Below are 22,176 nucleotides of genomic sequence, written 5' to 3' on the forward strand. Positions count from 1 at the left end.
TGGAGGCCACTGTGGCGACGAAGACGGCGACCGGTGGGCTGAGCCGGATCACCATCGTGGCTCCGCGTACCCGGATGGACCTGGCCCTCCCGTCGGACGTGCCGATGGCCGACCTGCTCCCCACCCTGCTGCTCTACGCCGGCGAGGACATGGCCGACGAGGGGGCGCGACACGGCGGCTGGGCACTGTCCAGGTTGGGCGGTGCGCCGCTGGACGGTGGTCGTACCGCCGCGCAGCTCAGTGTCCGCGACGGTGAGGTGCTCTACTTCAACCCCCGGTCCGCGGCCGCCCCGGAGATCGTCTTCGACGACGTGGTGGATGCCGTCGCCACCGCGACCAACCAACGCCCCGGTGCCTGGCAGGTCGGCGCGACCCGGTCCTTCGCGGTGGTGTTCGCGGCGTCGGCGCTCGGCGCCGGCGCGCTCGCCGCGCTCTTCGCCGGCCCGCCGCACCTGCCCGGCGCGCTTGCCGCCCTGCTGGTGGCGGTGGCGTTGCTGGTCGGCGCGGCGGTGCTGTCCCGGGCCGCCGGGGACAGCCGCACCGGTGCGGTGCTGGCCATGGTCGCGCTGGGGCATGCCGCCGTCGGCGGCCTGTTGCTGCTCGCCGGCGATCGGCCACTCACCGGGTTGGCCAGCCCGCACGTCCTGCTCGCGGCGACCGCGGCGGTGGTCGCCGGTGCGGTCGCCGTGCTGGCGGTCGGCGACCGGTACCCGCTGTTCTTCGCCGCGATCGGGGTGGGGGCCGCGACCGGGTTGGGCGCCTTGCTCTGCCTGGTCCTCGACCTGGACGCGCCGGCCTCCGCCGCGGTGGTGGCGGCGGTGGCGTTCGCCGTGGTGCCGGCACTGCCGATGGCTGCCTACCGGTTGGCGCGACTGCCGGTGCCCTCGATCCCGACGGGCCCGGAGGATCTGAAGACCGACAGCGAGTCGGTCGACGGCCGGCAGGTGCTCCAGCGCAGCGAACGCGCCGACCAGTTCATGACCGGTCTGCTGTGGACCGTCTCGGTGCTGGTGCTGGGCGCGCAGTTCGTGCTCGCCCTGGACGGGCGGGTGGCGGCGGTGCTGTTGTGTCTGGTGCTGGCCCTGCTGTCGCTGCTGCGGTCCCGCCCGCTGCTGGGCCGCGCCCAGCGCACCCCCGTGCTGCTGGCCGGCACCGTGGGGCTGGGCCTGGCCGCCGCGGCCACCTTCGCCGGCGGGTCGCTGCCGGTCCGGCTCGGCCTGATTCTCGGCGGGCTGGTGTTGGCCGCCGTGGTCAGCCTGATCTACGGCCTGACCGTCGCCGGCAAGCGCATCTCGCCGGTCTGGGGCCGGCTGCTCGACATCGCCGAGATCATGCTGATCATCTCGCTGGTCCCGCTCGCCTTCTGGGTCTGCGGGCTCTACGGCTGGATCGTCAACCTCCGGCCCTGACCACCCGGTCAGAGCTGTTGCGGACGCGTGGTGGCGGCCAGCGCCGACGCGACGGGCGCGGTGGCGTAGACGCCCGGCCCGTGCTGCCCGTCCATGGCCCGGGTGGACGTGCCGGTGCGTTGCGCGATGTCCCGGACGACCTTGACCAGGGCCTCGACGTGGTTGTCCATCGCCGCGACCCGCAGCAGCGGCGACGCCACCCGGCCGTCCGCCGACACCGTCGTGGCCACGGTGTGCGACGGCGCCGAGGTCGCGGTGACCGCGTCCACCAGCGGGCCGAGCGGCACCTCCGTTCGGCCACGCAGCACCAGACAGCGGTGGGTCCAGCCGCCGCCGCGCAGCCCCTGCCAGGTCTCCGCCGGCGCCTCCGGCCCCAGGTCCAGCCCGGCGGCCGAGACGATGGCCGCGCGCAGCTCGTCGCGGGTGAGCGGCCGATGGGCCAGGCCCGCCGAGGTCAACGCCTTACCCAGCCGACCGATCCCGGCGGCCACCGTCCGGTGCACGCCGGGGAGCCCTCCGCCCCGGCTCACCGCCTCCGCCCGCGCGTCGGCGACGGTCAGCCGCAACGCCACCCACACGGTCCGGTGTGCCGCCGGCGGAGCACCGGGCGCCGGGTACCAGACAAGGGTGTGTGCGACCACCTGGGTACGCGAGACCGGGGCACTGAAGTCCGTGAGGACCCGCAACACGTCGTCCACCGTGGACGCCCCGACCGAACCGGCGGCCGCACCCCCGGCGGGCTGGAGCGCGACAGCCGCGAACCAGCCCTCGTCGTCGCGCCCGATGCCGAGCCGGGTGCCGCGGTCGGTCAGCTCGATCACACTCAGCTCGGGGGCGAGAGCCGCCAGTCGGGGGTCGCCGGCCGTGCCGCCACCCAGCGCGGCCGACGCGCGTTCGCCGCGCCGCCGCAACCGCCCGCGCAACAGCAGGTCCTCGAACCACCAGAGGCCCCCACGGCGGGCGAAGGTCGCGGCGATGACCAGCACCGCCACACCGGTCGCCACGCCGAGCAGCCAACTCGGCCCGGCCGACGCGGCCCACACGCCGACCACGCACAGCTCCAGTACGACGAGCTGCCCGACGAACACCGGACCGACGCGTCCACGGCCGGGTCGGTCGATCGGCGGCGTCGGTCGCGTCGCCCCGGCGGACGGGGCCGTGGCCGCTCGGGCGGGTCGCGCCTGAACCTGCGTCATCGCTGACTGTCCCTCCTGCACGGTACGGCTGGGCGCCGGGTCGGTCCGGTGCCGGCCACGAGCGGTGGTCCCGACGAACCTCCGTCGGCCCCTTATCGTAGGGAAGCCCGCGACGGCACCCCGACCTGATCGTCGCGGATCCACCCCGCCGGAGGTAAGTCATGCGGACCCGCCGCGATCAGGTGCAGGCGTACCGCTTCGTCACCCGCCGGATCGTCTCCGCGCTGCTGTCGGGCGACCCGGAGACCACCAACCTGCCGATGCGACGGCTCGGCATGGCCGTCTTCGGCAGTGTCATCACCGCGGCCGTCGTGCTGGGTGGGGTTGGCGCCTACGGCCAGTTCACCGGTGGCACCGCACCACTGGACGACCAGAGCCTGGTCATCGAACGGGAGACCGGCGCGACGTACGTGTTCCTGAACGGGCGACTGCACCCGACGCTCAACTACACCTCGGCCCGTCTGGTCCTGAACAAGCCGGATGCGACGGCGCGGACGATGTCCCAGGCCGCACTGCGGGACCGGCCGCGCGGGCTCACCCTCGGCATCGTCGGGGCACCGGACGCCCTGCCGGACCGCAGGTCGCTGACCGGTCTGCCCTGGTCGGTCTGCGACGTGCCCGACCCGGTCGACCCCGCGCGTTCCAGCACCACGGTGGTGATCGACCGGGCGCTGCCCGGCGGCGTGCCGCTGGGGGACCGCTCGGTGCTTGTCGAGGTGGACGGGCAGCGGTACCTGCTCGCCAACAACACCCGACTCCAGGTGCTCGACGGGGACCCGACGATCACGGCGCTGAAGATGTCCCGCGCCACTCCGCTGCGGGTCGGTCAGCAACTGCTCAACGCCGTGCCGGCCGGGCCACCGCTGCGCAAGCCGGCACTGCCCGGCGAGGGTGAGAGCAGCGTACGCAGGGTGGCCGGCCGACCGGCGGTCATCGGTCAGGTGTTCAGCGCCGCCGGGCAGCACTACGTGCTGACCCGGGAAGGTCTCGCCCCGGTCAGTGAGATCACCGCTCTGCTGATGGTCCGGGGCGGTGGCCAGATCACCGACATCACCCCCGACCAGGCCGGCGATCTCTACGTCGAGCAGCGGGTGGACGAGGAAGGGCTGCCGACGACGTTGCCCGCCGTCTACCCGGCCAGGCCCGGTCAGACCGCGCTCTGCGCGACGTACCGGGCGGGCAACGCGGGCGGCCCGCCGACCACCACCCTGGAAGTCTTCGACCGGGCGCCGGCCGAGCTGACCGCGAGCGATCCGGGCCCGGTGCCGGTGCCCCAGACCAGGCGGGACGCCGTACGCACGGCCGAGACGGTGCTGCTGCCCGGTGGCAAGGGCGTCATCGCGCAGGCCTCGCCCGGTGCCGGGACCAGCGGGTCCGGTGCCGCCGGGTCGACGATCTACCTGATCAGCCCGCAGGGCATCCGGTACCCGCTCGGCTCGGCGGAGACCCTGGCCGTGCTCGGCTACGGCGGGGTCACCCCGCTCGCGGTGCCCGGCTCGCTGCTCGCGCTGATCCCGACCGGGCCCAGCCTCACCCAGGAGGACGCGATGGCCGTCTTCTCGCCCGACGCGCCGGCACCTGCCGAACCGCCGGCAGCCGCGCCCCCGCCGGCTGCGCCACCGGCCGGCGGGGCGGGCGGCGGGATGCCCGTGGGATCGACCGGGGCCGACGGCTGAGCAGCCGCGACGGGTCGCACCGAATCGCGGCGGTGGACTAACCTGAACGTCGCTGACGGTTGTCAACCAGAACGACGGGGATGTTGCCATGACCGGGCGTACGCAAGTCGATCTGCTGTCCCTTGAGGACTTTCACCGGCACCTCGCGTCGCGGTTGAGTCAGGTCGAGACGGTGCTGCGCAAGCTCAACTCCGAGATGCAGTGCCGCCCTCCGGCACTGGGTGCCTTCTTCGACGCCACCGACCAGGCGCGTCGCTACACCGAGGTCCACCAGTCCTATGTCGACCAGGCCGAGCGGATCCGGCAGGCGGTGCTGGCCGCGCAGCAGGCGACGAGCACGATCCTGACCAACTACCGCACCGCCGAGGCGCGTAACGCCGCCAACGCCACAGACGTGACCGCCGCGCTGTCCGGGGTCGATCGGGCGTTGCAGCCGAAGGAGAACGGCCGTGTCTGAGTACACCCAGCGCTACCAGGGCAGCAGCCACCAGCAGCTGTACGACGGCGTGATGGCCGGCAAGCCGGAGCAGATCGAGGGCGTTGCCGCCCAGTGGGCCGAGCTCAAGGGCGTCCTCGACGGTCTCGGCCGGGAGTTGAGCGGCGACCTGGAGAAGCTGGCCAACACCTGGACGGGCTCGGCAGGTCGGGAGTTCCACCGGCGGCTCAGTCTGATCGTCGCCCACTCCGACGCGTTGGGCGAGGGGATGGCGGGCATCAAGCAGGGGCTGACGATGATGGCCGAGCACCTGCGCACCGCCCACAAGCAGGCCGAGAGCCCCGAGGAGACCGACGACAACGACAAGGCGATCTCCGGCACGATCAAGGGTGCCGTCACCTTCGGTCTGCCCGGTGCGATGGTCATGGGCATCGTTGGTCACCAGCAGGACAAGCAGGAGCAGGAGAAGGCCCACCAGCGGATGGTCAACCTGGTGGCCGAGTTGGCCAGCGGCTACGAGATCTCCGCGTACGACCGGGTGGTCGACCCGCCGCTGCCCGACCCGGACACCCCGAACCGGATCAACACGGAGCCGACGACGCCGCAGAGCGTTTCGGCCATCGCCGGGGCGAGCGCCGGGCCGGGCAGCAGCAACGTCACCGCGCACACCGGCGACGCGACCATCTCGAAGCTTGAGCGCGCTGCCCCACCACCCGGCGTCGGTGACGGCTCGGGCACCGGTGGCAGGCCCGCCGTGGCCACCGGCCCGCTCGGCGCTGTCAGCGACTACGACTCCCGCGGCACCGTCCTCGCCGGTGCGGATCCGCTGGCCGGCGGCGCACTGCTCACCGGGGGCGCCGCCGCCGGGCTGGCCGGCCTGGCCGGGTCGGCCACGGTGCCGGCGACCAGTGCGAGCGTCGGCCCCGGGCTGCTCTACGGCGCGACTGGCGGGGCACCGGCCGGCGGTGTCCTGCGCACCGCCGCGCTCGCCGGTTCGAGCAGCACACCCGCCACCTCGGCTCGCCCGCCCGGTGGTGCGCCGCCGGCCGAGGCCCGCTCCGCCAACGGCATCGGGCGCAGCATCGACGGCCAGCGTGGCGGCGGCCGCAACGGCTCCGGGGTGCTCGGCGGGCGGGGCCGACCGGAAAACGACGACTCCGATGAGCGGCTGACCTGGTTGACCGAGGACGAGATGGTGTGGGGCGACGGCGCGAACGCCGCGCCACCGGTGCTCGGCTCCAACGGCTGACCACGACCGCCGCGGGCGACCATCCGCCACCGGCGGCGCCACCCGAACGACCCGCGGTGCCCCCGACCGGACCCGATCCGGCCGGGGGCACCGCCGTTTCCGGGTGTCGGTAGTCGTCGTCCACAGTGTGCGGGGTGGTGGCGGTCACGCCGGGCCGGGCCGTCGCCGTGCTGCGACATGTCGGGGCAGGCGATAGGTTGGTCGGGTGTCGTCCGCAGTGTTTGTCCGCCCGGCCCGCTGGGCCGTGCTGCGGTCACTGCGTGAGCTGACCCGGCTGGCGATCACCGCGCTGGTGCTCGCGGTCGGCCTGGGCGGCGCCCTCGCCGCGACCCCACCGCCCGCCTCGACGCAGCTCCGGCCCAGTGCCGTGAGCAGCCGGGTGGCAAGTGTCCGCCCCGACGCCGCGCCGGTCAGCGAGCGGTCTGCGGCGCAGCCCGCTGCCGCCCGACCGGCTGGTCCGGTCGACATCGCCGCGCCGGCCGGGCCGGTCGTCCAGGGCCCGGGTCATGCGCCGGCCCTCGAACCCGGCCGTGGCACTCCCGCGCGACGCGGCCCACCCACCCGCTGATCCTGGCCCGGCACATTCCGGGGCCCGGTCCCGGGTAATCCGTCGCGGCGGCTGAGTCGCCCCCGACGAGTCCGACCCCGTCATCCGGCCGACCGGTGCTCCTCGGGCTCCTCTGTCACCCGTCGATACCCGCCTTCGACCGCGAGGTGCTGATCATGCAATCCATCCTTTCCGCCGCCCTACCCGACCTCTCCCGGGCTGCCGCCATCTGGTTGAGCCTGCTCGGGGTGGTCGGCGTCGCCGTCTCCGCTCTGCTGCTACGGCCCGGCCGGCTCCGCCTCGACCCGGGTGCCCGGATCCGCCGCGCGGCCATGCCGAGCCAACTGGAGCAGGCGCAGGAGGAGCGGGAGCAGAGCCGCTACGCGCAGGAGGTCGCGGTGGCCGCCGCGCGGGCGACCACCACCGCCCAGCGGCGTCGCACCGAGTGGGTGGCCGCGCAGGAAGCGGTCGAGACGGCCTGGGAGGCGTACGAGGCGGCCGAGGCGGCGGTCCGGCGTCTCGGCGCGGCAGCCGCCATGCCACTGCCGCACACCGCCCGCACGCCCGCCGAGTACGTCGACCGCGAGCGCTACCTGCACCGTGCCGCGCTGGACGCGTACTGGCGGCGGGAGCTGTCGGTGGAGCAGCTCAGCGATGTCTTCGCGCACCGCGACGGCTGGGACCCGCGGCTGCACCCGGTCGCACAGGAACTGGTGCTCCGGCGGGCGATCCGGGACAATCTGGCGGCCCGGCACACTGCGGCCCGAGAGCAGGAGCAGGTTGCCTGGCGGGCGGCGGAGTTGGCCGTCGCGGCGGCCCGCAGCCTGCGCGAGGAGGCCCACGCCGCCACCGGGCGACGGGTGGTGGAGTCGGCGTCGGTGCTGCCGCTCAGCGAGGTCGCCAGGCCGTCGGTCGAGCAGACTCGGGAAAACAAGGTGACCGCTCGCGGCCGTGCGGCGGTGCCGGCGTTCTGAGCCGCGTGGCGGCCCCCGCGTTCTGAGCCGCGTGGCGGCGGGTGGGTTAGCGTGACGGCATGTCCCGACAGGCGTGGGTCCTCGTGGTGATCGCCGGCATCCTGGCCATCGCCACACTTGTCGGTGCCGTGGTGCTGGCGGTGCGGGTGGTGCGTACGCGACGGATGCTGACCGGCCTCGGCGCGGGCGGCAAGGTCGCCTTCTACGGGGCGCTGATCTACACGATCTTCCCGGTTGACGTGCTTCCGGACCCGATCTACCTGGATGACATGGGCGTCCTGGCGGCCGCGCTGATCTACCTCACCCGGCTGGTGCACCAGCGCCGGGCGGCCGGCCGCCAACTGCCCGGCCAGCCGGATTCCCCACCGGATCCCGATCGCGTCCGCCGCCGCGTGCCATGATCGGGGTCGCTTCGGTGAACAGGGGACGGGCATGGCGGGCGATCATCGGTTGGACGTGCACGACGAGCGCGTTGCCGCCTTCTGTGCGGAACGGCACCTCGCCACGCTGACCACGATCCGTGCGGACGGCACCCCGCACGTCGTACCGGTCGGGGTGACCCTCGACCCTGCGGCCGGGCTGGCCCGGGTCATCACCTCCGGCGGCTCCCGCAAGGCCCGGCAGGTGGCCGCCGCCGGTGCGGCGGGCGCGGCGGTCGCGGTGTGCCACGTGGATGGCCGCCGCTGGCTGACCATCGAGGGCCGCGCGGTGCTGCGGTCGGATCGGGCCGCCGTGGCGGAGGCGGAGCGCCGCTACGCCGAGCGGTATCGGACCCCGCGCCCGAATCCGGAACGGGTCGTCATCGAGATCACCGTCACCGGGCTGCTCGGCAGCCTCTGACTCCGGCCCGAGGAGCCGACAACGTCGGGATGTTGCTGCCGGTGGTCGTTTCACCTGATCGCGGCACCCGGGCTGCCGGAATGCCAGCCGCCGCCGACCCGTTACGCCTCCGGTACGCCCACGGCCGACACCCGGTCGCCGGTCGTGGCCCACTGCTGAGCCGAGCGCCATTCCCGGTGCTGCTGCCCTCCGCCACTCGGAGCGCACCAACCCCGAACGGAGACTCGATCATGAACCCGATCGTCCAGAAGAGCGGTTTGTCCGTTGTCGGCATGCTTGTCGCCGGCGGTTGCGCCCTCGGCCCGGCGGTAGCCGCGCAGGCCGCACCCACGCAAACCGCACCGACGTCGTCGAGCCAGACCGACCGGTCCACCGAGCGGATCCTCAGCATCGACTACCAGGCCCAGCCGAACTTCTTCTACTGCGGCCCCGCCGCGACACGGATCGCGTTGTCCGCCCAGGGCAAGTCGCTCTCCCAGGACGCGGTGGCCAAACTGCTGGGCACCACCGAGGCGGGCACGCCGTCGGCCCTGGACACCACGCGGGTCCTGAACGACCTGACCGGCGGTAAGTACCGGACCACCGAGATTCGTGACGCGGTGGCCCGTCCGGACCAGGTCGAGCAGCTCCGCCGGGACGTGTTGGCCGCGGTGGACGCCGGTCGACCGGTGGTGGCCAACATCATGGGCACCACCGTGGACACCGACGGCAACCCGCACTCGTACGAGGGCGGCCACTACCTGACCCTCGTCGGTTACCGCGACGGTGGCGACACCCTCCGGGTCGCCGACCCGGCCGACCCGGCGCTGGGCGAGTACTGGGTGAGCCTGCCGAAGGTCGCCAACTGGATCGCAGAGCGCGGCTACTCCTCCTGACCCAGCCAGCTCACCGGGCCGGTCTCTCCCTCGCGGGGAGGCCGGCCCGGCCTTCGTTGCGCATCCGGGCGGCCAGGTGCGCACGCCGACGAAGCCGGGCGGCTCGCGTCGGACGGATTCGCCGCAGTTGTCGGTGGACCGGTGGGTGGACCTCGGCCTCGCCGGCACCGGCCGCCCGGCGCACGATCCGATTGGCGTCGTCGGGTTCGCAGCCGGCCGCCCGGAGCAGGTCGCTGGCCGAGGTACGCAGGCCGGTGACGAGTGCCTCGCCGAACGACTTGATCCCGCTCGCGGAGGCCCGCCCGGCTAGCTCCGCGCACTGCTCGACCAACTGGCGGGTGTGCTGGGGGTACTCACCGGCCCGGCACTCCGTCCGCATCGCTGCCACCGCCTGACCCAGTCGGCTGATCGCGTCTGGCAACTCCGGTGGGATCGGCTCGTCGTACTGCAACGCGGTCGTCGACCAGCGGGCCAACGCGCGGCTGTCCAGCAGCAGCCGCTCCAGGTGGTCCGCGCTGCGGGCGTACCGGTGGTACTGCTGGCGGCGGTGCCAGCGGGCCGGCGCGATCGTCACCACCTCCTCGGCGCCGCTGAGCGCGTCGTGCAGCCGACTCAGGTCGTCGTCGGTGCCCCGCAGCCGCTCCAGGACGCGCATCGTCCGCGCGCCGTCACGCGCCCGCATCGCCTCGGCCAACTCGTCGAGATGCCCGCGGAGAGTCGCGTAGATCGGCTCCGCGGCCCGGTCCAGCACGCGCATCGGGTTGATCGGCAACAGCAGCGCGACCACCACCAGGCCGACCGCCCCGCCGACCAACGCGTCGAAGATCCGGGGCAGCTCCAGGCCTCGCTCCATCGGGGCCAGCGTGGCGATCAGCACCGCCGTACCGCCGGCCTGACCGACAAGCGGACCGCCCTTCCCGGCCACCAGCAGCGCGGCGGCGATGGCCAGCGCGACCACCACGCCGGTCTGCCACGGGCCGGAGCCGAGGACGAAACGCAGCGTGTCGCCGATGATGATGCCCAGCGCCACTCCGGCCAGCAGCGCGAAGGTCCGGCGGGCTCGCTGACCGATGGCGGTGGCGATCGTTCCGACGGCGGCGGCGGGAGCGAAGACGTGCGCGCCGGGGCCGAGCAGGTTCTTGGCGAGCAGAGCGGCGATCGCCGCGGCCAACCCGGCCTGGAGAGAGATCACCAGGGTGACCTCCCACTGCCGGGCCCGGATCCGGCCGGCCTGCCCGCCGCGGTGCCGCGCCCGCCGGACCGCCCGGCCGCTCCGCTCGGCGGCATCGTCGAGCCGCGACTGCTCGCGGTCGGCGGGTGGGCGGTCGTCGGCCATGGCGGCGGTTACCCCGACGGCGGCAGCGCAACCGTTCCGATCGGGCAGCACCGGCACCACCGGCACCGTGCAACCCATCGTCATCCGTAGGTTTGTGCAGCCCCCTGGGGGTACCAGGGCCACACACCTCCCACCGATCCGCAACCGGTAAGGGGCCGTCAGATGAGTAACCGAGAGACCGCCGACGACCACGACGTCGTCGACATCCTGATCGCCGACCATCGCACGGTCGAGACACTCCTGGTCGAGTTGGAGACCCGGCAGGGCACCCCCGAGCACCGCCGCCGTCTCGCCGACGTGGTGATCGCCGAACTCGTCCGCCACACGGTGGCCGAGGAGGCGTACGTCTATCCGGTCGCGCGCAAAGCACTGCCCGACGGTGACGAGATCGCCGACCGGGAGATCACCGAGCATGCCGACGCCGAGCGGACCATGAAGGAGTGGGAGTCCGTCGATCCGTCCGACCCCCGCTTCGACGAACTCCTCGCCCGCCTGGCCGACACCATCCGGCAGCACGTACGGGAGGAGGAGAACGAACTCTTCCCCCGGCTGCGCGCCGCGACGGCCCGGGAGGAGCTGATCGACGCGGCCGACCGGGTGCTGGCGGTCAAGCGGATCGGCCCCACCAGGCCGCATCCGAGCACCCCGGACCATCCCCCGGCGAACAGGCTGCTCGCCCCCGGCATCGGTCTGGTCGACCGGATACGCGACGCGTTGAGCGGCAGGCCCAGCTCGGTGGACGAGCTCCGCGAGAAGCAGCAGCGCTGATCCACGGCGCCATCCGCGAACGGCCGCCCGGGAGTCGCCGGCCGGCGTAGGATCCGCGCGGGCAGCGGCAGCACACCGATACGGGTGTCAGCACGTCACCGGTTGGGTACCGACCTCGCCGAGATCGAGGAGGACCGACATGGCGGCAGAGGCACCCGAGGCGACAACCGGCGGCACCGGGCCACGCCAGACCTGGGCGGCACTGCCCTGGCTGGTCCGGACCGCGGTGTCGTGGAGCGCCTGCCTGGTGGTGGTCATCGCCGGGCTCTACCTGCTGGGCCGGATCGCCGTCCTGCTGGCGCCGCTGGCCATCGCGCTGGCCGCCACCATCTTCCTCACCGCGCTGCTCGACCCGGTACTGCTCCTGCTGCGACGGCTGCGCCTGCCGGCGGCGCTGGCCGCGCTGTGCACCGTCCTTCTGCTGCTCGGCATCCTGGTCGGAGTCGGCGCCCTGGTGTGGAACCTGACGGCCAGCCAGTTCGACCAGCTCAGCCAGGAGCTGACGCAGGGGGTGGAGCGCAGCCGCGACTTCGTGACGTCCACGCTGCCGGTCAGCGAGGCACAACTGGACCGGCTGGTTGACCAGGCCCGGCAGGGGCTCAGCGGTAGCTCTCCGGACCCGGTCGCCGGTGCCCGCACGGCCACCGAGGTGTTCGGCTCCGCGCTGCTCGCCCTGGTGCTGCTCTTCTTCCTGCTCAAGGACGGCCGGTCGATGTGGCACTGGGTGCTGTCGCGGGTGTCCGGCACGACCCAACCGGTGCTGGCCGAGGCCGGCCGGGCCGGTTGGCGGACGTTGGGTGCGTACAGCCGGGGCACCATGTTCATCGCCGCCATCGACGCGTTGGGCATCGGGTTGGCTCTGGTGGTGCTGCGCGTGCCGCTGGCCCTGCCGCTGGCGCTGATCACCTTCCTCGGCGGTTTCGTGCCGATCATCGGAGCGACGGTGGCCGGCGCGGTCGCGGTGTTGGTGGCACTGGCCGCGAAGGGCCCCACCACCGCGCTGCTCACCCTGGCCGCCGTGATCGCCGTGCAGCAGATCGAGGGCAACCTGCTGGAGCCGCTGATCATGAAGCGGCAGGTCCGCCTGCACCCGGCGGTGATCCTGGTGGCGGTCACCGCCGGCACGCTGATCGCGGGGATAGCCGGCGCATTCGTCAGCGTCCCGATCACCGCGGTCCTGTGGCGCGTCATCGACACCGTCCAACAGCATCGCTCGGCCTCGGCCCTCACGTCCCCGGGGTGATCCTCAGCGGAGGTGCGTGGCAAACCAGTCGCCGGCCTGGTCGGCGACCTGTTCCAGGGTGCCGGGCTCCTCGAAGAGGTGGGTGGCTCCGGGGATCACCCGCAGTTCGCCGATCTCCCCCAACTCCGCCAGCGCTCGCTCGTTGAGCGTGATCACTTCCTCGTCCAGGCCGCCCACCAGCAGCAACGTCGGGGTACGCACCTGGGCCAGCGCGACACCGGCCAGGTCTGGCCGACCGCCCCGACTGACCACGGCACCCACCCGGTCCGCGTGGGACGACGACGCGACCAGGGCGGCGGCGGCTCCCGTGCTGGCCCCGAACAGGCCGATCGGAACGGCACCGGCGGGACGCTCACCCGCCAACCAGTCGACGATCCCGGCCAACCGGCTGGCCAGCAACCCGATGTCGAACCGCAGCTCGGCGGTGCGGGCGTCCACCTCGTCCTCGCTCGGGCTGAGCAGGTCCACGAGCACCGTCGCGAGCCCGCGACCGTTCAGGGTGCGGGCCACCGCCACGTTGCGCGGGCTGTGCCGGGAGCTGCCGCTGCCGTGCGCGAAGAGCACCACACCGGCCGGCTGAGCGGGCAGCATCAGGTCGGCGGGGAGCCGGGCGTCCCCGACCGGGATGGTCACCGTGCGGCGTTGCTCGTCCATGCCCACCTCCGAAGTGCTCGCCGATGGTCCGGGTACCCCACCCGCCGCGCGGCACGCCCGCCGTCGGCCGCCTCACCCCGGGCCGTGCAGACGCGGCCGGGCCGCGTTTGCCCGACCGGGCGTCGGGTACGCGACGAGCGACCGCAGACCGTGTCGGCGCAACCGCGCCCCGACGGATCGCGAGGATCGCCATGGCCAAGCAGCAGATTTCCCGGCAGCAGCAGCTGACCGAGCGGACCCAGCGGGAACAGGACGCCGAGCGCGACCAGGACGTCGGGGATCAGGATTTCGGGGACCAGGCCGCCTCGGCGCGGCTGCCCGACGATCCGAAGGCGGCGGCGCCCCGGGACGCGATCGGACGGCCGTCGACCGGCGAGCCGGTCTGATCACCGGGCCCGGCGAGCCGGTCTGATGTGACTGGTCGTGGCGGTCGGGGCGGGAGCACTCCCGCCCCGACCGTCGTCACTGCGCGTTCACACGCTCGGGCAACCGCAGCAGCGGCGATCTGCCCGGTGGCTGCTCGGGTGGAGGGCCGGCCGGCTCGGCCGGCGGCACCGGGACCGTGACGGGTTCGTCGCAGGTCACCCGCAGCATCTGGTCGTGGTGGCGCAGCTCCACCACGTCGTCCGGGCCGCCGTGACGCAGTGAGTACGTCGTCTGGTGCGGCCGGACATCCACCCGCAGTGCCAGCCCGCGCCACTGGAGGGAGAACTCCAGGCGGTTGAGTCGGCTGGACAGCCGGGGCGCGAAGGACAGCTCGCCGTCGTGGTCCCGGAGGCCGCCGAGCCCACTGACCAGGGCCAGCCAGGCGCCGGCCAGCGACGCCATGTGCACGCCGTCGCGGGTGTTCTCGTTGAGGTCGTGCAGGTCCATCAGCGCGGCCTCGCGCAGGTAGGTGTGGGCCAGCTCGGGGTGCCCCACCTCGGCGGCGAGCACCGCCTGGGTGCAGGCCGACAACGAGGAGTCGCGGACGGTCCGGCGCTCGTAGTAGAGGAAGTTGCGGACCTTCTGCTCGGGGGTGAACGCGTCCCCGCGCCAGTGCATGGCGAGGACCAGGTCGGCCTGCTTGACCACCTGCTTGCGGTACAACTCGAAGTACGGGTAGTGCAGCAGCAGCGGGTACTTCTCCGCCGGGGTGTGCGTGAAGTCCCACTCCTGTAGGCGGGTGAAGCCCTCGACCTGCTGGTGGACGTCGAGCTCCTCGTCGTACGGGACGTGCATGGAGGTGGCGGCATCCCGCCAGCTCGCCGCCTCCTCGTCGGTGACCCCGAGGTGGAACGCCTCGTCCTGGTAGCGCATCACCACGTCGGCGGCGGCGAGCAGGTTCCGTTGTGCCATGAGGTTGGTGTAGATGTTGTCGTTCTTCACGGCGGTGTACTCGTCCGGGCCGGTGACACCGTCGATGTGGAACTGGCCGTGCCGGTCGTGGTGGCCGATCGAGCGCCACAGCCGGGCGGTCTCCACCAACAGCTCCAGCCCGATCTCCCGCTCCAGGTCGGTGTCTCCGGTGACCATGACGTAACGGCGCATCGCGTCGGCGATGTCGGCGGCGATGTGGAAGGCTGCCGTGCCCGCCGGCCAGTATCCGGAGGATTCCGGGCCCTCGATGGTCCGCCACGGGAACGCGGCGCCCCGGAGGTTGAGCGTCTCGGCACGTTCCCTCGCCGAGTCCAGGGTGCTGTGCCGCCACTGCAACGCGCTGCGCACCGCGCTCGGCTGGGTGTACGTGAGCACCGGCAGGACGAACATCTCGGTGTCCCAGAACGCGTGCCCGTCGTAGCCGGGACCGGTCAACCCCTTCGCCGAGATCGGCCGCTGCTCGGCCCGCGCGCCGGCCTGGAGCACGTGGAAGAGACCGAACCGGACCGCCTGCTGCACCTCCGGGTCACCATCGACAAGCACGTCGGAGGCGTCCCAGAACGCGTCGAGGTAGTTGCGCTGCTCCCGGTGCAGCCCGTCCCAGCCGTCCAGCCGGGCGCCGGCCAGTGCCGCGCCGACCTGGTCGCGCAGCGCCGGTAGGGACCGCCGGCTCGACCAGCTGTACGTCAGATACTTGATCACCCGCAGCTTCTCGCCGGGCTTGAGCACGCAGGCGATCGTGGTGCGTACCCAGTCCTGGTAGCCCTCGGACTCGATGGTGGTGTGGTCCGGGCCGTGCACCTCGTGCTCCATCGCGGCGGCGACCCGCAGCCCGGAGACCTTGGTGCGGTGGATGAGCTGCCCACCGTCCGGGGTGGTCAGCTCCTCCTCGGCCTGTAGGGGTGACTCCAGCACGGCCGCCACCCGGGGGTCCTTACTCTGCGCCGGCAGCGACTCGTTGGCCACCAGCTCGGACTGCACGATCAGCCGGAGCGGGCCGTCGACGGCCTCCACCTCGTAGCTGATGGCGGCGACCGACCGCTGGGTGAACGAGACCAGGCGCGTGCTGCGGACCTTGACCTCCCGGCCGGCGGGCGAGCGCCAGTGCAGCTCCCGGTGCAGGGTGCCGGCTCGCATGTCGAGGATCCGCTCGTGGGCCAGCAACTCCCCGTAGCGCACGTCGAGCGGTTCGTCGTCGACGAGCAGGCGGATCAGCTTGCCGTTGGTGACGTTGACGATCGTCTGCCCGGACTCGGGAAAGCCGTAGCCGGCCTCCGCGTACGGCAGTGGGCGCAACTCGTAGAACGAGTTGAGGTAGGTGCCGGGCAGGCCGTGCGGCTCGCCCTCGTCGAGGTTGCCGCGCAGCCCGACGTGCCCGTTGGAGAGTGCGAAGACCGACTCCGACTGGGCCAGCACGTCCATGTCCAGCCGGGTCTCGCGGACGTGCCACGGCTCGACCGGATAGGCCCGCTCCCGGATCACGCGAGGTCCCGTTCGGTGCCCGGGTGCGGCGCGGCCGCGCTGCGTGCCGGTGCCGACGGATCGGCGGTGTCGAGCAGGTCGGCCAGGTCCCGCACCACGACGTCGGCACCGTGCGCGAGCAACTCGTCAGCCTGCCCGACCCGGTCCACGCCGACCACGTAACCGAAGCCACCGGCACGGCCGGCGGCCACCCCGGAGAGGGCGTCCTCGAAGACGGCGGCCTGCGTCGGGTCCACGCCGAGCAACCGGGCACCGGCGAGGAACGTGTCCGGCTGTGGCTTGCCGCGTAGCCCCTGCGCTCGCGCGACCAGCCCATCGACCCGGGCCTCCAGGAGTGGTTCGAGCCCCGCCGCGGCGACCACCTCGCCGCCGTTGGCGCTCGCGGTCACCACCGCCCGGCGCAGCCCGGCGGTGGCTGCGGCCTTCAGGTACCGCACCGAACCGGAGTAGACCTCGACGCCGGAGTCGCGCAGGCGCTGGAGCAGCAGAACGTTCTTGCGGTTGCCCACGCCGTTGACGGTGTCGGCGTCCGGTGGGTCGTCCGGGGTGCCCTCGGGCAGCACTATGCCGCGGGAGGCGAGGAACGACCGGACGCCGTCGGCACGGGGTCGGCCGTCGACGTAGCGGTTGTAGTCCGGGCCGGGATCGAAGGGTTGGAACGGTTCGCCGGAAGCGGCGGCGTGCTGCCGGAGGAACTCGTCGAACGTCTGCGTCCAGGCGGCGTTGTGCACACGGGCGGTCTGCGTCAGCACACCGTCCAGATCGAAGAGACAGGCGGTCACGTGAGCAGGTAGGCCCAGCACGGTACGAATCTAACCACCCCGCTGGGCCCGCAAACCCGTTTCGGCCTCCGTGGCACGGTTCAGTTCGGTCGCAGCGTCCAGATCACCGTCATCGCCGAGGTCGGGGTGCCGTCGTCGGTGGCGATCTCCACCTCGACGCCGAATTCCGGCCGCCGGCCGGACTCGAACTCCTCGATCACGTCGAGGGCCGGCCGGCCGAGTCGCGCGGTGGCCAGCACCGGGCCCATGGCGAGCTTGCGGTAGGCGATCTCGGCCCGGACGGCGAGCGGCACGGCCCGGTCGAGCAACTGCCCGAAGGCCGCCAGCACGACCGCGCCGGAGGCCGTCTCGCCGAGGCTGAAGATGGCGCCCGCGTGCGGGCCGCCGACGTGGTTGTGGGTGGCCGGCGAGTCGGGCATCCGGACGACTGCCCGGACCCCGCCCTCCGCCTCGGGCGCCACCTCGACGAATTCGAAGCCGAGCGTACGGGCGAAGGGCACCGCTTCGAGCATGCCGGCCGCCACCTGGCGGGAGTCGATGGTCATGAGCTGACGTTACTAGCCGGTAACGAGGGCGGCAACCAGCGGTTTCTCACGTTCGGCCGGGGCTCAGAGATTGGCGATCGTCCGCAGGATCTCCGCGTAGAAGTTGCCGTCGATGCTGCGGAAGAAGGCGAAATCCTGACCCGGGTCGCCGAAGAACGGGCGCAGCGTCCAGGCCAGTTGGGTGCCGACGAAACCGAAGAGCAGGATCCAGATGTAGAGCAGGGTCATGCTGGCCGGCCGCTGCGTCGGCTCGCCCTGTCGGACCGGACGCTCGTTCCAGGAGCGCGGATAGCCCGGCACCGCGCCCACCGGAGGCGCACCGGCCGGCTGGCCGCTCCACTGCGCCGGAACGTGCGCCGGCACGGCGGTGACCGCGCCGTTCGACACCGACCCGGCCGGTACGGCCACCGGCTCGGCACTCGCACCGGCCGCCGCCGAGCCGGCGGGCACCGCGGCCGGCACGGCCGGGGCGGTGGCCGGCACAGCCGGAGCGGTGGCCGGCACAGCCGGAGCGGTGGCGTTCGCCTGCGCGGTGACCGGGGCGGCGGTGGCCGGCGCAGCGAGCAGGCCGTGGTAGTTGAGCACCTGCATGCCGCTGGTCAGGAAGCGCAGCCCGACAAGCGCCGACAGGGCCAGGATCGCCACGTTGAGCAGCTTGAAGAACCCGTAGTCGTTCGCGGTGATCAGGAAGAAGAGGCTGATCGGCGCGAACGCCACCGCGAGCATCGAGGTGACCGTGATCGCCACCATCACCAGCGCCAGCGACTGCCGTACCGAGAGCCGGGCACCGAAGACCAGGTTGAACAGGTAGAGCGTGGGCAGGCAGATGACCAGGGTGACCAGGAACAGCAGCGGCAGCTTCAGCGCCGAGGTCAGCGCCATCAGCGGGCTGTGGAAGAAGCCCAGCACCGCCCCGTAGCAGGCCAGCGCGATGGCGGAGCTGGTCAGCATCCGCCCGGTCAGCTTGTTGAGGTCATCCTCGGCCACGATCTGCTGCCAGATGCCCTCGCGATCGCGCAGGATGCGCTCGATGACGAGCGGGCTGGGACGGTCACCCGACACGGGCGCACCTCTTTCGGTGATCGGTCACATGTGGACTGGGTGGGCAGACGGTAGGACATCGCGGAGCCGGTCCGCCACCCTGCTCCGGTGCGCCGTCAGCGCCAACCCACGTCGATCCGGGCGCCCCGCTCGTCGAAGAAGTGCAGCGCGTCCATCCGCACCGAGACGGCGAGCGGATGACCGGCACTGACCGCCGGGTACGGTGCCAGCCGCACCGCCAGCTCCGCCGGGCGGCGGTGGTGCCGGCCCGGATCGGGAAGCACGCTGGTCTGGGTGCCGCTGCTCGGTGGCTCCTGCGGCTCCACCGGCTTACCGGTGAGTCGCTGCATCACCGAACCGAACCGGCGCAGGCCACGCTGGCCCACCGGCGGCGGGTCGAGCGGCGCACCCATCTCGTCGACCATGATCGCGGTGGCGCCGATGTCGAGGAACGCGAGCGACTCGTGCCCGTGGTGCTCCAGGTAGCGGATCCGCCCGCGCAGCACGTCACCCGGGCTGTCCGGAGCGACCGGGGTGAGGGCCTCGGCCCGCATGCCGACCACGATCCGCTCACCGTGGTAGTGCGCGACCGCCCGGCTGCGGATGTCGTTCCAGGGCAGGTAGAGCGACTGGTCACCGAGGTTGAGCGTGACGTACCTGTCGAGGTGGACGTAGACCGACGCCTCCAGCAGGTTCATCCGCGGGCTGCCCAGGAACGCGGCCACGTAGAGCGTGGCCGGCCGGCCGTACACCTGGGTGGGTGTGCCCACGTCCTGGAGCACGCCCTTACGCATGATGGCCACCCGGTCGGCCATGGTGAGCGCCTCGGCCTGGTCGTGGGTGACGTAGACGGTGGTGACGCCCAGCTCCCGGGTCAGGCCCGAGATCTCCGCGCGCAGCTCCGCGCGCAGGCCGCTGTCCAGATTGGACAACGGCTCGTCCATGAGGAACAGGCCGGGCCGGCGGACGATCGCCCGCCCCATCGCCACCCGCTGCCGCTGCCCACCGGAGAGCTGACCGGGCTTGCGGGCCAGCACGTCACCGATGCCCAGCGCACTGGCCACGTCACCGACCCGCTCGCCGCGCGGCTCGGGCTCCACCCCGGCCAGCCGCAGCGGGAAGGCGATGTTGTCGCCGACGGTCATGTGCGGGTAGAGCGCGAAGTCCTGGAAGACCATGGCGATCTTGCGGTCCCGTGGTGGCAGGTCGTTCGCCAACTCTCCGTCGAGCAGGACGGCGCCGTGGGTCGGGTCCTCCAAACCGGCGATCATCCGCAGCACTGTGGACTTGCCGCAGCCCGACGGCCCGAGGAGCACCATGAACTCGCCGTCGTTCACATCGAGGTTGATGCTGTCGACGGCGACCGTGCCATCCCTGAAGACCTTGCTCACATCCTTGAGCGTGACGGTGCTCACCGTCTTCCCCCCCAGCTCGTCGGCCGAACCCCAGAAGACTGTGACCAGGATCATGAGTTTAGGACATCGGGTAAACGTCTTATGTTCGGTCGGTGACGCTGCCATTAAGCGACATAAGTCCGATCAGCAGCCCGCCGCCGGCTCGCCCGGCTCACCGAGGAACACCTGGCGCACCACCCGCTCCGCCGCGCGCCCGTCGTCCAGAGTGCAGAACCGGCCCCGGAAATGCTCGCGGGCCTTGGTCGCGGCGTCCGATCGCACCGCGTTGGTACGGAACAGGTCGAGCAGGTCGTCGAAGGTGCTGGCAACCGCACCCGGCGGCTCGGCCGTCACGTCGAAGTAGACACCCCGGGCCAGCCGGTACGCCTCCCAGTCGGGAGCGTAGAGCACGATCGGTCGATCCAGAACCGCGTAGTCGAACATCGCCGACGAGTAGTCGGTGACCAGCACGTCCGCCACCAGATAGAGATCCTCCACCCGCTGGTGGCCACTGACGTCCCGAACCCGTTCCCAGGCCGCCGGATGGCCCGGACGCCGATCGCGATCGTGGAAGTAGTGACTGCGCATCAACAGCCGGCCCGAGTCGCCGAGCGCCTGGACGAACCGGTCCGGGTCGAACGGCGGCCGGTAGCCGGGCAGGTGCTCGCGGTGCGTCGGGGCGTACAGCACGACCTGCTCGTCCGGACCGAGGCCGAACTCGGCGCGGAGTCGGCGGACCTCGTCCGGACCCGCGGTGACCAGCCGGTCGTTGCGCGGGTAGCCCACCTCCAGGGTCGTGTACGCGGCCGGGTACGCCCGGTCCCACATCTGGGTGGAGAAGCTGTTCGCGCTGACGCTGTAGTCCCAGCGGTCCACCCGGCGCAACAGCCCGGCGAAGTCCATCCGCCCCGCCCCGATCGGGTAACGCTGCTGGTCGAGCCCCATCACCTTGACCGGGGTGCCGTGGTGGGTCTGGAGGTGCACCTGCTCCGGCCGTTTGCGGACGAAGTCCGGGAAGTTGACGTTGTTGACCAACCACCGGGCGCGGGCGAGGACCCGGTAGTACGCCGGGGTGCCGGCGACCACGTACTCCACCCCGGCCGGCACGGCGTCCACCCGGTCCCGGCGCACGATCCACACCCCGCGCACCCCCGGTGCCAGCCGGCGGGCGACCTCGTAGATCGCCGCCGGGTTGCAGGAGTAACCCCGGTACCAGTACGCGGCGTACACGGCGAGCGTCGAGTCGATCGGCCGACGCAGCTCCGCCCGGTAGTACTCGCGCAGCAACCCGTCGCGGGTCAGCCGGGCACCACGCCGAGCGACCGGGCCGACCCGCCGCCGGGCGGTGCGAGCCTTTCGGTGGGCGGCGTCCCGCGCCCGACTCGCGGCCCGCAACGCGCTGAAGGTGTGCCAGCGGCCGGAAGCGACGAGCCGGTGCTTGATCCCCTCCACGCCGTCCGGCACCGGGTAGCCACCGGGTGGCAGCCAACGTTCGTAGTCGGCGGTGATCTGCGCGAAGAACGCCGGCCGCAGCTCCGGGGCGATCCGCTGGCCGTTGCCGAGCACGGTCAGGTAGTGCCAGATCATCCGCTCGAAGACCGCCGGCCGCAGGGCCTCCGTCGCCGACCCCCACTCGTCCATCAGGTGGAAGACCCGGTGCCACTGCGGAAAGACCTCGAAGTGCCGATCCCCCCGGGTCCGGGTGATCGCACCGGCGCGGCGTTGCCGGTAGTTGACGCAGACCCGGTCCAGTACGCCGATCCGCTGCGCCGCCATCAGCACCGGGTAGCTGAACGAGACGTCCTCGTACCAGCCGGGTGCGAAGCGCAGCCCCAGGTCGACCAGGAACTCCCGGCGGACCAGCCGGTTCCACGCGGTGTGCAGCAGGCGCATCGCCTCCGGCCGGTCCCGCAGCCGGAAGGTGCCCGTGCCGGGCGACTCGGGAAACACCTCGGCCATCGCGCTGCGGGTGGCGGTGTCGTTCCAGTGGGTGCGGACGTGGTCGACGAGCAGCACGTCCGGTCGGTTCGTCCGCAGCCGCTCGGCGACCTCGGGTAGGCACTCCGGCGTCAGCCAGTCGTCGCCGTCGAGGAACCACACGTACTCGCCGACGGCCCGGTCCAGCCCGATGTTGCGGGCTGGACCCAGGCCGACGTTCTGCGGCAACCGGACCGGTCGGACCCGCTGGTCGCGGGCCGCGTACTCGTCGATGATGTCGCCGCTGGCATCGGGCGAGCAGTCGTCGACGGCGATCACCTCGATGTCGGTCTCCGGCTGGCCGAGGATCGAGTCCAGGCACTCGCGCAGGTATCCCTGCACCCGGAAGGCCGGCACCACGAAACTGATCAGGGTCATCCGGCCGTCCCTCCG

At 72.5% G+C, this 22,176-nt stretch carries 21 protein-coding genes; 12 read left to right on the forward strand and 9 right to left on the reverse strand.

Going from position 1 to position 22,176, the window contains the following annotated elements:
• Window positions 1–11 precede the first annotated feature (11 nt).
• The gene (eccD, locus tag ACGFIW_RS08590) at window positions 12–1,409 is read left to right on the forward strand and encodes a type VII secretion integral membrane protein EccD (RefSeq protein WP_393312055.1); all 1,398 of its coding nucleotides are present in this window, start codon (window positions 12–14) and stop codon (window positions 1,407–1,409) included.
• A gap of 8 nt (window positions 1,410–1,417) precedes the next feature.
• Here eccD and ACGFIW_RS08595 read toward each other — a convergent pair whose 3' ends face one another.
• Complete coding sequence (locus ACGFIW_RS08595) at window positions 1,418–2,605, reverse strand: type VII secretion protein EccE (protein ID WP_393312057.1); 1,188 nt, start codon at window positions 2,603–2,605, stop codon at window positions 1,418–1,420.
• Window positions 2,606–2,766: 161 nt separating this feature from the next.
• Here ACGFIW_RS08595 and eccB point away from each other — a divergent pair, with 161 nt between their 5' ends.
• The 8 genes from eccB to ACGFIW_RS08635 all read left to right on the forward strand — a co-directional run bounded on the left by eccB (window position 2,767) and on the right by ACGFIW_RS08635 (window position 9,202).
• Window positions 2,767–4,281: a type VII secretion protein EccB gene (eccB, locus tag ACGFIW_RS08600; protein WP_393312059.1), complete on the forward strand. Its 1,515-nt coding sequence runs from the start codon at window positions 2,767–2,769 to the stop codon at window positions 4,279–4,281.
• Between the two features lie 88 nt (window positions 4,282–4,369).
• Window positions 4,370–4,738, forward strand: coding sequence for a hypothetical protein (locus ACGFIW_RS08605; protein ID WP_393312061.1), 369 nt, complete (start codon window positions 4,370–4,372; stop codon window positions 4,736–4,738).
• On the forward strand, window positions 4,731–5,966 hold the full coding sequence (locus ACGFIW_RS08610) for a WXG100 family type VII secretion target (RefSeq protein WP_393312063.1): 1,236 nt from the start codon (window positions 4,731–4,733) through the stop codon (window positions 5,964–5,966). The genes ACGFIW_RS08605 and ACGFIW_RS08610 overlap by 8 nt, the downstream gene beginning before the upstream one ends.
• A gap of 205 nt (window positions 5,967–6,171) precedes the next feature.
• Complete coding sequence (locus tag ACGFIW_RS08615; RefSeq protein ID WP_393312065.1) at window positions 6,172–6,534, forward strand: hypothetical protein; 363 nt, start codon at window positions 6,172–6,174, stop codon at window positions 6,532–6,534.
• A gap of 155 nt (window positions 6,535–6,689) precedes the next feature.
• Window positions 6,690–7,487, forward strand: a complete 798-nt coding sequence (locus ACGFIW_RS08620; protein WP_393312067.1) for a hypothetical protein — start codon at window positions 6,690–6,692, stop codon at window positions 7,485–7,487.
• A gap of 59 nt (window positions 7,488–7,546) precedes the next feature.
• Window positions 7,547–7,888 carry a YkvA family protein gene (locus tag ACGFIW_RS08625; RefSeq protein WP_357520945.1) on the forward strand — a complete coding sequence of 114 codons (342 nt, stop codon included), beginning with the start codon at window positions 7,547–7,549 and terminating at the stop codon, window positions 7,886–7,888.
• Between the two features lie 31 nt (window positions 7,889–7,919).
• On the forward strand, window positions 7,920–8,327 hold the full coding sequence (locus tag ACGFIW_RS08630; protein ID WP_393312069.1) for a pyridoxamine 5'-phosphate oxidase family protein: 408 nt from the start codon (window positions 7,920–7,922) through the stop codon (window positions 8,325–8,327).
• A 230-nt stretch (window positions 8,328–8,557) separates the two neighbouring features.
• The gene (locus tag ACGFIW_RS08635; RefSeq protein ID WP_393312071.1) at window positions 8,558–9,202 is read left to right on the forward strand and encodes a C39 family peptidase; all 645 of its coding nucleotides are present in this window, start codon (window positions 8,558–8,560) and stop codon (window positions 9,200–9,202) included.
• A gap of 10 nt (window positions 9,203–9,212) precedes the next feature.
• Here the strand turns inward: ACGFIW_RS08635 and ACGFIW_RS08640 are convergent, their stop codons facing one another.
• Window positions 9,213–10,622, reverse strand: coding sequence for an FUSC family protein (locus tag ACGFIW_RS08640; RefSeq protein ID WP_393312073.1), 1,410 nt, complete (start codon window positions 10,620–10,622; stop codon window positions 9,213–9,215).
• Between the two features lie 78 nt (window positions 10,623–10,700).
• Between ACGFIW_RS08640 and ACGFIW_RS08645 the strand changes: the two genes are divergently transcribed.
• Window positions 10,701–11,306: a hemerythrin domain-containing protein gene (locus ACGFIW_RS08645; protein WP_393312075.1), complete on the forward strand. Its 606-nt coding sequence runs from the start codon at window positions 10,701–10,703 to the stop codon at window positions 11,304–11,306.
• A gap of 139 nt (window positions 11,307–11,445) precedes the next feature.
• On the forward strand, window positions 11,446–12,549 hold the full coding sequence (locus ACGFIW_RS08650; RefSeq protein WP_393312077.1) for an AI-2E family transporter: 1,104 nt from the start codon (window positions 11,446–11,448) through the stop codon (window positions 12,547–12,549).
• Window positions 12,550–12,552: 3 nt separating this feature from the next.
• Here the strand turns inward: ACGFIW_RS08650 and ACGFIW_RS08655 are convergent, their stop codons facing one another.
• The gene (locus tag ACGFIW_RS08655; RefSeq protein ID WP_393312079.1) at window positions 12,553–13,203 is read right to left on the reverse strand and encodes a dienelactone hydrolase family protein; all 651 of its coding nucleotides are present in this window, start codon (window positions 13,201–13,203) and stop codon (window positions 12,553–12,555) included.
• A 191-nt stretch (window positions 13,204–13,394) separates the two neighbouring features.
• Between ACGFIW_RS08655 and ACGFIW_RS08660 the strand changes: the two genes are divergently transcribed.
• On the forward strand, window positions 13,395–13,589 hold the full coding sequence (locus ACGFIW_RS08660; protein ID WP_393312081.1) for a hypothetical protein: 195 nt from the start codon (window positions 13,395–13,397) through the stop codon (window positions 13,587–13,589).
• Window positions 13,590–13,665: 76 nt separating this feature from the next.
• On the opposite strand, the gene ACGFIW_RS08665 is transcribed toward ACGFIW_RS08660, so the two are convergent.
• The 6 genes from ACGFIW_RS08665 to ACGFIW_RS08690 form a co-directional block, all read right to left on the reverse strand.
• Window positions 13,666–16,044: a glycoside hydrolase family 65 protein gene (locus ACGFIW_RS08665; RefSeq protein ID WP_393312083.1), complete on the reverse strand. Its 2,379-nt coding sequence runs from the start codon at window positions 16,042–16,044 to the stop codon at window positions 13,666–13,668.
• On the reverse strand, window positions 16,041–16,847 hold the full coding sequence (locus ACGFIW_RS08670) for an HAD family hydrolase (RefSeq protein WP_393312085.1): 807 nt from the start codon (window positions 16,845–16,847) through the stop codon (window positions 16,041–16,043). The genes ACGFIW_RS08665 and ACGFIW_RS08670 overlap by 4 nt, the downstream gene beginning before the upstream one ends.
• Window positions 16,848–16,906: 59 nt before the next feature.
• Window positions 16,907–17,371 (reverse strand): DUF4442 domain-containing protein, encoded by a 465-nt coding sequence (locus tag ACGFIW_RS08675; RefSeq protein ID WP_393312087.1) that lies wholly within the window; start codon window positions 17,369–17,371, stop codon window positions 16,907–16,909.
• Between the two features lie 63 nt (window positions 17,372–17,434).
• Complete coding sequence (locus ACGFIW_RS08680) at window positions 17,435–18,433, reverse strand: hypothetical protein (protein ID WP_393312089.1); 999 nt, start codon at window positions 18,431–18,433, stop codon at window positions 17,435–17,437.
• Between the two features lie 95 nt (window positions 18,434–18,528).
• Window positions 18,529–19,881 carry an ABC transporter ATP-binding protein gene (locus tag ACGFIW_RS08685; protein WP_393312091.1) on the reverse strand — a complete coding sequence of 451 codons (1,353 nt, stop codon included), beginning with the start codon at window positions 19,879–19,881 and terminating at the stop codon, window positions 18,529–18,531.
• 69 nt (window positions 19,882–19,950) lie between these two features.
• Complete coding sequence (locus tag ACGFIW_RS08690; RefSeq protein ID WP_393312093.1) at window positions 19,951–22,161, reverse strand: CDP-glycerol glycerophosphotransferase family protein; 2,211 nt, start codon at window positions 22,159–22,161, stop codon at window positions 19,951–19,953.
• Window positions 22,162–22,176: the final 15 nt, after the last annotated feature.

It is taken from the genome of Micromonospora sp. NPDC048935, from assembly GCF_043197875.1.
Lineage (GTDB): Bacteria > Actinomycetota > Actinomycetes > Mycobacteriales > Micromonosporaceae > Micromonospora.

Bases quoted from the DNA above. Each gene is read 5' to 3' on its own strand.
- ACGFIW_RS08595 (WP_393312057.1), bottom strand. From the start codon at position 2,605: ATGACGCAGGTTCAGGCGCGACCCGCCCGAGCGGCCACGGCCCCGTCC.
- eccB (WP_393312059.1), top strand. From the start codon at position 2,767: ATGCGGACCCGCCGCGATCAGGTGCAGGCGTACCGCTTCGTCACCCGC.
- ACGFIW_RS08605 (WP_393312061.1), top strand. From the start codon at position 4,370: ATGACCGGGCGTACGCAAGTCGATCTGCTGTCCCTTGAGGACTTTCAC.
- ACGFIW_RS08620 (WP_393312067.1), top strand. From the start codon at position 6,690: ATGCAATCCATCCTTTCCGCCGCCCTACCCGACCTCTCCCGGGCTGCC.
- ACGFIW_RS08625 (WP_357520945.1), top strand. From the start codon at position 7,547: ATGTCCCGACAGGCGTGGGTCCTCGTGGTGATCGCCGGCATCCTGGCC.
- ACGFIW_RS08630 (WP_393312069.1), top strand. From the start codon at position 7,920: ATGGCGGGCGATCATCGGTTGGACGTGCACGACGAGCGCGTTGCCGCC.
- ACGFIW_RS08635 (WP_393312071.1), top strand. From the start codon at position 8,558: ATGAACCCGATCGTCCAGAAGAGCGGTTTGTCCGTTGTCGGCATGCTT.
- ACGFIW_RS08640 (WP_393312073.1), bottom strand. From the start codon at position 10,622: ATGACGATGGGTTGCACGGTGCCGGTGGTGCCGGTGCTGCCCGATCGG.
- ACGFIW_RS08645 (WP_393312075.1), top strand. From the start codon at position 10,701: ATGAGTAACCGAGAGACCGCCGACGACCACGACGTCGTCGACATCCTG.
- ACGFIW_RS08650 (WP_393312077.1), top strand. From the start codon at position 11,446: ATGGCGGCAGAGGCACCCGAGGCGACAACCGGCGGCACCGGGCCACGC.
- ACGFIW_RS08655 (WP_393312079.1), bottom strand. From the start codon at position 13,203: ATGGACGAGCAACGCCGCACGGTGACCATCCCGGTCGGGGACGCCCGG.
- ACGFIW_RS08660 (WP_393312081.1), top strand. From the start codon at position 13,395: ATGGCCAAGCAGCAGATTTCCCGGCAGCAGCAGCTGACCGAGCGGACC.
- ACGFIW_RS08675 (WP_393312087.1), bottom strand. From the start codon at position 17,371: ATGACCATCGACTCCCGCCAGGTGGCGGCCGGCATGCTCGAAGCGGTG.
- ACGFIW_RS08685 (WP_393312091.1), bottom strand. From the start codon at position 19,881: ATGATCCTGGTCACAGTCTTCTGGGGTTCGGCCGACGAGCTGGGGGGG.
- ACGFIW_RS08690 (WP_393312093.1), bottom strand. From the start codon at position 22,161: ATGACCCTGATCAGTTTCGTGGTGCCGGCCTTCCGGGTGCAGGGATAC.